Here is a 6,659-nt window from a genome sequence, read left to right as displayed (position 1 = left end):
AGCGGCGCAGCAGGCGGACGCTCCTGCTCCAGTGGAAACGGCGCCGGTAACCGCCGAGGAAGATCCGCGCAAGGCCGCGGTGGCAGCGGCTATCGCGCGTGCCAAAGCCAAGAAAGCCTCCAGAGCATCGCTGGCGGCCGAAACGGAAGAAAAATGATCGATAGCGGCGCCGGGCCTTTGCCGGGCGCCGTTTAATCGATAGAAATCAGGTAGGTGTAATCCACTTCAATCTGGCGCAGTTTGGATTCCGGATTCCACTCTTTGGTTTGAATGATCTCCATTTCCATACTGCCGCGCACCTCATCCTTCAGTCCCGGCATCACATGCGACATCAGGTAGCCGAAAAACTGCACGCACTCTTTCGCTGAGCCTTTATGTTTGATGGAGATAAATTCGCGGCTCGGCAGATGAAAGGTGTCTATCTGATGGTTGGAAAGAATATCTTTTTTGTGTTCAGAATCGACCGCCATCACCAGCGTGGATGACAGCTCGTCGCCTTCCCCGGCATGGGGAGAGTAGATGCTGTAAATCCGCCGACAGTCGACGTGCAGCCCCTTGAAGAAGTCGTTGAAAATCTCGTCCTTCATCGCCATGCAGGAAGAGTACTCCAGCTCCTGCTCGGAGGCGAAATCCAGCCGGCGCGTGAAGCCGACCAACTGCATCTCGGGCAGCGTCAGTCGCTTCACCTCCGGATAATAACCGGCGCCGTAGCTGGCTTCGAAGTTAAAGCGCGGCATCAGGTTTTTCACGTCCCAGTGCTCCATCGCGCGGTAGCGATTGGGGGTGATGTTGAAGCGCTGCTTGAACATGCGGGTAAAGGTCTGCTGCGAGTCGAAGCCCAGCTCATCAGAAATGTCGATGATCGAGCGACGGGTGATGCGCAGCGCCACCGCGGCGCGCGTCAGGATGCGCGAACGGATATAGGTGGCGAGTTGAATGCCGGTAATACGCTTGAATTTACGCTGCAGATGCCACTTGGAATAGCCCGAAATACGCGCGACTTCATCCAGGTTTGGCCGTTTCTCCAGATGTATCTCCACCCACTCAATTAGCTCTTCAATAAAAAAAATGTCTTCATTTGTCATTATTATGGATTCACTAACTCAATAATGTCGCGATAGTAACCTATACAGATTATGTGAAAGTTGTTATTTTGTGCGAAAACTTGGAGAAAAATCATATCTCATTCATACGGTTACCCGTTTTTTTGCGGTCGATAACGGCACAAGTTCCACTGACAATTCCTTACGTTAGCCCATTTTTCGGCCAAAAAAAATCAAATTGCATTGCCCCGATCGCCGCGAATGCGAAAAGCTGAATACCCCTATTATTAAGGCGTATTACCCTCGCATCGAATCAGGTAGAATGCTCGGCTATCATTTTTGCCGCGCCTTCAGAACGGCGCATCGAAACTGCCGCAGGCGCGGCGCAGAAGGTATCGTTACTCTATGAAGTTCAGGCCGGTATCACCCACAGCCGCCAAAGGCTTACACATCGCCAGCTCGCCTTTCACCCACAACCAGCAAAGCACCAGTCGCATCATGCTGTGGGTTATGTTGGCGTGCATTCCCGGCATCGCGGCACAGATTTGGTTCTTCGGCTACGGCGTATTGATTCAGGTGACGCTGGCGGCGATCGTCGCGCTGGCAGCGGAAGGCGCGATCCTCAAGCTGCGCAAGCTGCCGGTGCGCAGCCGGCTGGCGGATAACTCCGCCCTGCTGACCGCGCTGCTGCTCGGCATCAGCCTGCCGCCGCTGGCCCCCTGGTGGATGATCGTCATCGGTACTTTCTTCGCCATCGTCATCGCCAAGCAGCTGTACGGCGGCCTCGGGCAGAACCCGTTCAACCCGGCAATGGTCGGTTACGTGGTGTTGCTGATCTCCTTCCCGGTACAGATGACCAGCTGGCTGCCGCCGGATGAGCTGCGTGCCACCGCGCTGTCGCTCCACGACACGCTGCTGGCCATTTTCAGCGGCCATACCTCGCAAGGCGCGACGCTGCACGAACTGCAGATGGGCGTGGACGGCATCAGCCAGGCCACGCCGCTCGACGGCTTCAAAACCGGCCTGCGCAGCGGCCACAGCGTGGAACAGGTGCTGCAGCAGCCGCTGTTTGGCGGCGCCCTGGCCGGCATCGGCTGGCAGTGGGTCAACCTCGGCTTCCTGGCCGGCGGCCTGTTTATGCTGGCGCGCCGCCTGATCCATTGGCAGATCCCTTTCAGCATGTTGGCCGCCATCGCCTTCTGTTCCGGCCTGGCCTGGTGGATCGATCCGGCGCATCAGGCTTCGCCGCTGATCCACCTGTTCTCCGGCGCCAGCATGCTGGGCGCGTTCTTTATCGCCACCGATCCGGTCAGCGCCTCCACTACGCCGAAGGGCCGTTTGATCTACGGCGCGCTGATCGGCGTGCTGGTATGGCTGATCCGCGTCTATGGCGGCTACCCTGACGGCGTAGCCTTCGCCGTGCTGCTCGCCAACATCACCGTCCCGTTAATCGACCACTACACGCAGCCGCGCGTGTACGGCCATCGCTAAGGAGCCGCCATGCTGAATTCCATGAGAAAGCACGGCACCACGCTGGCGGTGTTCGCGGCGGTCACCACCGGCCTGACCGCCGTGGTCTACGCCCTGACGAAAACCACCATCGCCCATCAGGCGGCGCTGCAGCAAAAAGCGCTGCTCGATCAGGTGGTACCGCCGGAAAACTACGACAACGTCATGCAAAACGAATGCTTCCTGGTCAGCGATTCAGCGCTGGGCGACGGCGCACCGCACCGCTTGTACCTGGCGCGCAAAAACGGGCAACCGACCGCCGCCGCGCTGGAAACCACCGCGCCGGACGGCTACTCCGGGGCCATCAAGCTGCTGGTCGGCGCCGATTTCAACGGCACGGTGCTCGGCACCCGCGTGATTGAACACCACGAAACCCCGGGGCTGGGGGACAAAATCGAACTGCGCATTTCCGACTGGATTTCCTTCTTCAGCGGCAAGAAAATCGAAGGCCCGGACGATAAGCGCTGGGCGGTGAAGAAAGACGGCGGCATGTTCGACCAGTTCACCGGCGCCACCATCACCCCGCGAGCGGTGGTCAATGCGGTACGCCGCACGGCGTTGTATATGGAAACGCTGCCGCCTAAACTTGAAAGCTTACCTGCGTGTGGAGCCAGCGAATGAGTGAAGCCAAAGAATTGATCGTCCAGGGGCTGTGGAAAAACAACTCCGCCCTGGTGCAGCTGCTGGGCATGTGTCCGCTGCTGGCGGTGACCTCCACCGTCACCAATGCGCTCGGCCTGGGGCTGGCCACCACGCTGGTGCTGACGCTGACCAACGCCTCCATCTCCGCGGTGCGCCGCTGGGTGCCGAGCGAGGTGCGCATTCCTATCTACGTGATGATCATCGCCGCCGTGGTGAGCATCGTGCAGATGCTGATCAACGCCTATGCCTTCGGCCTGTATCAGTCGCTCGGCATCTTTATTCCGTTGATCGTGACCAACTGCATCGTGGTGGGCCGCGCCGAAGCGGTGGCCGCCAAGAAGCCGGTCGGCCTCTCGGCGCTGGACGGCATGGCCATCGGCCTCGGCGCTACCGGCGTGATGGTGACGCTGGGCTCGATGCGCGAACTGTTGGGCAACGGCACGCTGTTCGACGGCGCCGATCAGCTGCTGGGCGGCTGGGCCAAGTCGCTGCGCATCGAAGTGGTGCATTTCGACAGCCCCTTCCTGCTGGCGATGTTGCCGCCGGGCGCCTTTATCGGCCTGGGGCTGCTGCTGGCGGTCAAATATCTGATCGACGAAAAAATGAAGGCGCGCAAAGCCCGCGCCGTGGCGGTGGAACCGCTGCTGGAACAAGGACGTGCTGAGAAGGCCTGATGAACAAGCAGAAGCGACTGGAAATTCTGACCCGGCTGCGCGACAACAATCCGCACCCGACCACCGAGCTGGTGTATACCACGCCGTTTGAACTGCTGATTGCGGTGCTGCTGTCTGCGCAAGCCACCGACGTGAGCGTCAACAAAGCGACCGCCAAGCTTTATCCGGTCGCCAACACCCCCGCCGCCATGCTGGCGCTGGGGGTTGATGGCGTCAAGGAGTACATCAAGACCATCGGCCTGTTCAACAGCAAAGCCGAAAACGTGATCAAAACCTGCCGCATGCTGCTGGAGCTGCACGGCGGCGAAGTGCCGGAAGACCGTGCCGCGCTGGAAGCGTTGCCCGGCGTCGGCCGCAAGACCGCCAATGTGGTGCTCAATACCGCCTTCGGCTGGGCCACCATCGCCGTCGACACCCATATCTTCCGGGTGTGCAATCGCACCCACTTCGCGCCGGGCAAAAACGTCGATCAGGTGGAGGAGAAGCTGTTGAAGGTGGTGCCCGCCGAATTCAAGGTCGATTGCCACCACTGGCTGATCCTGCACGGCCGCTATACCTGCATCGCGCGCAAACCGCGCTGCGGCTCCTGCATTATCGAAGACCTGTGCGAGTATAAAGAAAAGGTTTATCCGGAGTCCTGAGTTTGTGGGGTGCGGCAAACCGTACCCCACCGCGCCCTTCCCCCCGCCAACGCCTCTTTTTTATCGGAAATGTGATATCGCGCAGCAGTAACCCCGGCATTATCACGGTTTTCAGTGAAAAACTCAGTGCCGTGTTATTTTCAAGCGAAAAATTAGTCGAAAATTGCGGTGAACGTCACGCTTTCGGGATCACAAGGCGTTCACAAATGCCAGTCCCGTTTTCCTAAATTTCTATAATTTTACAAAACGCGCCATATACACAACATTCCAACGGATTAATAACCGTACATACACTGATGCGCTAAAAAATAGCAATTCAGCAGAATATATCCCTGTTTAAAATCCGTATAGCTTTTAATCAAAACAAAAAATCGGCAAACCATTAAAACCCGAAAGTTAATACTGCATAACATTTGCAACATCGCGGCATAATCCTGCGGGCGTTAAATGTAACCGAATATGACAAACTGCTTGCCACGTTGACAAAGATAGTGAACATTAACCGCCGTCCCCATCCTATAACAACGCAAAAGGATGCCGTTCCGCATCAACTTTTGTACTTTCCCGTCCTCCAAAGACGGGCTGCGAAAAAACAGAGGTACCAGTGTCAACAGCAAACAACCAACACCCGGAGAGCGTTAGCCTTAACGCGTTCAAACAACCGAAAGCGTTCTATCTGATCTTCTCGATCGAACTGTGGGAGCGTTTCGGCTATTACGGCCTGCAGGGCATCATGGCGGTTTATCTGGTCAAGATGCTCGGCATGAGCGAAGCCGACTCCATCACCCTGTTCTCTTCCTTCAGCGCCCTGGTATACGGCTTCGTCGCCATCGGCGGCTGGCTGGGCGACAAGGTGCTGGGCGCCAAACGCGTGATCGTGCTCGGCGCGCTGGTGCTGGCCGCCGGTTACGCCATGGTGGCTTACTCCGGCCACGACATCTTCTGGGTCTACATGGGGATGGCGACCATCGCCGTGGGCAGCGGCCTGTTCAAGGCCAACCCGTCCTCCCTGCTGTCCACCTGCTATGAGAAAGACGATCCGCGTATCGACGGCGCCTTCACCATGTACTACATGTCGGTGAACATCGGTTCCTTCTTCTCCATGCTGGCGACTCCGTGGCTGGCGGCAAAATACGGCTGGAGCGTGGCGTTCTCCCTGAGCGTGGTCGGCATGCTGATCACCCTGGTCAACTTTATGATGTGCCACAAGTGGGTGAAGGAAAACGGTTCCAAGCCTGACTTCAAGCCGCTGCATCTGCCGAAGCTGCTGATGGTGCTGGTCGGCATCGTGGCGCTGATCGCCGTGTCCAGCTGGCTGCTGCACAACCAGGTGATTGCGCGCTGGGCGCTGGCCCTGGTTTCCGCCGGCATCGTATTGGTGTTCGCCAAGGAAACCTTCGCCCTGCACGGCGCCGCACGCCGCAAGATGATCGTCGCCTTCCTGCTGATGCTGGAAGCGGTGGTGTTCTTCGTGCTGTACAGCCAGATGCCAACCTCGCTGAACTTCTTCGCCATCCATAACGTGGAACACAGCATCTTCGGCGTCGCCTTCGAGCCGGAGCAGTATCAGGCGCTGAACCCGTTCTGGATCATGCTCGCCAGCCCAATTCTGGCCGCGCTGTATAACAAAATGGGCGATCGCCTGCCGATGCCGCACAAGTTCGCTTTCGGCATGATCCTCTGCTCCTGCGCCTTCCTGGTGCTGCCATGGGGCGCCAGCTTCGCCAACGAACAGGGCATCGTGTCGGTCAACTGGCTGATCCTGAGCTACGCGCTGCAGAGCATCGGCGAGCTGATGATTTCCGGCCTGGGTCTGGCGATGGTGGCACAGCTGGTGCCGCAGCGTCTGATGGGCTTCATCATGGGCTCCTGGTTCCTGACCACCGCCGCCGCCGCGCTGATCGCCGGTAAGGTTGCCGGTCTGACCGCCGTCCCGAGCGACATCAACGACGCGCACGCTTCGCTGGCCATCTACAGCCATGTGTTTATGCAGATCGGCATCGTCACCGCCGTCATCGCTATCCTGATGATGCTGACCGCGCCGAAGCTGTACCGCATGACGCTGGACACCACCGAAGACGCCAATCAGAAAGCGCAGGAAGCCACCGCGGCTCGCTGATCGCCGGCAGATTGAACGTAAGTAAAAGACC

Annotated in this window: 6 protein-coding genes; 5 read left to right on the top strand and 1 reads right to left on the bottom strand. The window is 58.4% G+C overall.

Going from position 1 to position 6,659, the window contains the following annotated elements; genetic code table 11:
• Positions 1-191 precede the first annotated feature (191 nt).
• Positions 192-1,085, bottom strand: coding sequence for a helix-turn-helix domain-containing protein (locus HMPREF3138_RS08125; RefSeq protein WP_038873091.1), 894 nt, complete (start codon positions 1,083-1,085; stop codon positions 192-194).
• Between the two features lie 363 nt (positions 1,086-1,448).
• Here HMPREF3138_RS08125 and rsxD point away from each other — a divergent pair, with 363 nt between their 5' ends.
• From rsxD to dtpA, 5 genes are all read left to right on the top strand, one after another.
• Positions 1,449-2,534: an electron transport complex subunit RsxD gene (gene rsxD, locus HMPREF3138_RS08120; RefSeq protein ID WP_038873088.1), complete on the top strand. Its 1,086-nt coding sequence runs from the start codon at positions 1,449-1,451 to the stop codon at positions 2,532-2,534.
• A 9-nt stretch (positions 2,535-2,543) separates the two neighbouring features.
• Entirely contained in the window at positions 2,544-3,173 is a 630-nt protein-coding gene (rsxG, locus tag HMPREF3138_RS08115; RefSeq protein WP_038873085.1) for an electron transport complex subunit RsxG, read from the top strand.
• Positions 3,170-3,868, top strand: a complete 699-nt coding sequence (locus HMPREF3138_RS08110) for an electron transport complex subunit E (protein WP_038873082.1) — start codon at positions 3,170-3,172, stop codon at positions 3,866-3,868. The genes rsxG and HMPREF3138_RS08110 overlap by 4 nt, the downstream gene beginning before the upstream one ends.
• Positions 3,868-4,509, top strand: coding sequence for an endonuclease III (gene nth, locus HMPREF3138_RS08105; RefSeq protein ID WP_019455952.1), 642 nt, complete (start codon positions 3,868-3,870; stop codon positions 4,507-4,509). Before HMPREF3138_RS08110 ends, nth begins: the two co-directional genes overlap by 1 nt.
• A gap of 604 nt (positions 4,510-5,113) precedes the next feature.
• The gene (gene dtpA / locus HMPREF3138_RS08100) at positions 5,114-6,628 is read left to right on the top strand and encodes a dipeptide/tripeptide permease DtpA (RefSeq protein WP_038873079.1); all 1,515 of its coding nucleotides are present in this window, start codon (positions 5,114-5,116) and stop codon (positions 6,626-6,628) included.
• The last annotated feature ends 31 nt before the right edge of the window (positions 6,629-6,659 follow it).

It is taken from the genome of Serratia sp. HMSC15F11, from assembly GCF_001808215.1.
GTDB lineage: Bacteria > Pseudomonadota > Gammaproteobacteria > Enterobacterales > Enterobacteriaceae > Serratia > Serratia nevei.
This window is presented reverse-complemented; position numbering and strand designations above follow the sequence as displayed.

Excerpts from the sequence above, each read along its gene's own strand:
- HMPREF3138_RS08125 (WP_038873091.1), bottom strand. The coding sequence starts at position 1,085 with ATGACAAATGAAGACATTTTTTTTATTGAAGAGCTAATTGAGTGGGTG.
- rsxD (WP_038873088.1), top strand. The coding sequence starts at position 1,449 with ATGAAGTTCAGGCCGGTATCACCCACAGCCGCCAAAGGCTTACACATC.
- rsxG (WP_038873085.1), top strand. The coding sequence starts at position 2,544 with ATGCTGAATTCCATGAGAAAGCACGGCACCACGCTGGCGGTGTTCGCG.
- HMPREF3138_RS08110 (WP_038873082.1), top strand. The coding sequence starts at position 3,170 with ATGAGTGAAGCCAAAGAATTGATCGTCCAGGGGCTGTGGAAAAACAAC.
- nth (WP_019455952.1), top strand. The coding sequence starts at position 3,868 with ATGAACAAGCAGAAGCGACTGGAAATTCTGACCCGGCTGCGCGACAAC.